The organism is Stappia sp. TSB10P1A (assembly GCF_900185725.1).
Lineage (GTDB): Bacteria > Pseudomonadota > Alphaproteobacteria > Rhizobiales > Stappiaceae > Stappia.
In genome coordinates this window covers 1-2,005 of record NZ_FYAU01000021.1, presented here as the reverse complement: position 1 = coordinate 2,005, position 2,005 = coordinate 1, and the positions used below count along the sequence as shown (strand labels likewise).

The 2,005-nt window shown below is 73.3% G+C and carries 1 pseudogene; it reads right to left on the bottom strand.

Annotated elements, in window-relative coordinates:
* Positions 1 to 2,005: pseudogene (locus TSB10P1A_RS08570) on the bottom strand (hypothetical protein); the annotation flags it as partial.

Here is a 2,005-nt window from a genome sequence, read left to right as displayed (position 1 = left end):
ATGGCCGCAGCAGGCCGGCTCTGTGCGGGCCGGGCGGCGGGACGCTGCGGCAGCGGCTCGTCGCTTGCGGCAACCGATGCCTCGGCGCGCGGCGGCACCGGCGCCTCCGTCCGGGGCGGCGCCTGCTGGCGGACGCGCGGCTTGCCGGAGCCGGGCTCCAGCGGCCGGTCGTCCTCGGGACGGGAGGCGGGCATGGCCGCCATGCGGGCGTCTTGCTCCAGCGCCATCAGCCGGTTGTTGATCGAGGTGAGCACGTCCTGGACGCTGTCCATGGATTCGCGCGAGCGGCGCTCGGAATTGGTCGCCGCCTCCATCAGCCGATGCAGGTCGCCGCGCAGGGCCTGGGCGACGTCGCCGCCGGTTCCGCCCGCCTGCAGCGCGCTCTGGATCTCGCCGAGCCGGGCAAAGCCGCTGTCGGCGGCATCCAGCTTGGCGGCAAGCGCCGCGATCTTGTCCTCGACCTGGGAGAGAACCGCCGCGTCGTCGCTGGCGGAGCCCCGGCTGACGGCCTCGGCCAGATCGCGGAGCTGCGCCTCGAGTTCACCCACCGATACCGGCTGGGCGACGCTGTCGCGCAAGGAGGCGATCTCCCGGCGCAGGCTTTCGAACTCGTCGCCGCCGGCGGAGGCACGGCCGGTCTCGAAGCGCTCGTTGAGATTGGCGATGCCGGCCTCGAGACGGGCGATCAGATCGGCCTCGATGCTGGCCTGCTGACCTTCGGCAACGAGCGTCACCCGGTCGGGCCGGTCGAGGGCGTTGATCTTGCCGTCGATGGCGGCAAGCCGCTTTTCCAGCAGGGTGAAGGCGGCATCATAGCTCGGCGGCATCTGCCGCGCGGTCTCGATCCGCTTCAGCCGGCCGGAAATCTCGCCGAGCTTCTCGTCGAGCTGCGGATCGGCGCGGCTGTTGCGGTCGTCGGCCAGCATGCTGGCGATTTCCTCCAGCCGGTCCTGCAGCCGGTCGACGGCGCCCGACTGCGGCAGCCGGTGCTCGATGGCGCCCATCCGCTCGGCGAGGTGACGCTGCTCCTCGACCAGCCGGTCGATGGTGTCGAAGCGCCGGGCCAGGGCACTCATGCGCTCGTCGATGCCGGCGAGCAGGTCGCCGACGTCGAACCGCTCGACCAGATCGCGCACGCTGCGGATCTCGCCGCGCAGCAGGTCGAGATCGGCACCGCCGCTGCGGCGGACCAGTTCCTCGACCCGGTGACCGATATCGGCGACGCGGTCATCCAGGGCGGCGAGCTGGTCGCCGCGCGGCACGATGCGGAAGGCATCCTCGATGTCGGCAAGGCGCTGGCCGAGTTCGGCGACGAGGCGCGGCTCCAGCCGGTCGCGCGCCATCTCGTCGAGGCGCTGGACCAGATGCGCATAGCCGCTTTCCAGCGTCGTCAGCATGCCCTCGACATTCGAGTGGCCGATCATCGCGCGCAGGTCCGCAATCTCGGACCGCAGCTCGCGGACAAGGCGCATGTCGCCCCGATCGGCGCGCAGCCGCTCCACCGCGTCGGACAGGCGGCGCATCTCGCCGCTGTCGCGGGAGGCGGCCCGCTCGCGCTCGGCGCGCAGGCTCTGGGTCAGGAAGCCCCGCAGGTCGGCGATCTCGCGCCGCAGCACGTCGAGCCGGTCGTCGCGCGCCCCGCTCGCCCGCTCGACCCGGTGGGCAAGGTCGCGGATCAGCGGCCGCAGGTCGTCGTCGCCGCGCTCCTCGCGCCAGCCGCCGCGCGGCGGCATCGGCGCCGGGCGCTCATGGCCGTATTCCGCGTCCGCCAGCCCGTCATACGGGGCCTCATCCCCCTCGTAGCGGGCATTCTCGTAGCGGGCGTCTTCGTAACGGGGATCGTCGTAGCGGGCCTCATCATAGCCGGCCTCGCGCGGCGCGCCGTAGCTGTCGTCGTAGCCGTAGCCGGCGTCGCGCCAGTCCTCGCGGGGCGGCGGCGCGGCCGGGCGGCGCGGCGCGCGGGCCGGGGCAGACGCGTTCGGACGCGCAAGGCCAGGGGCCCGCT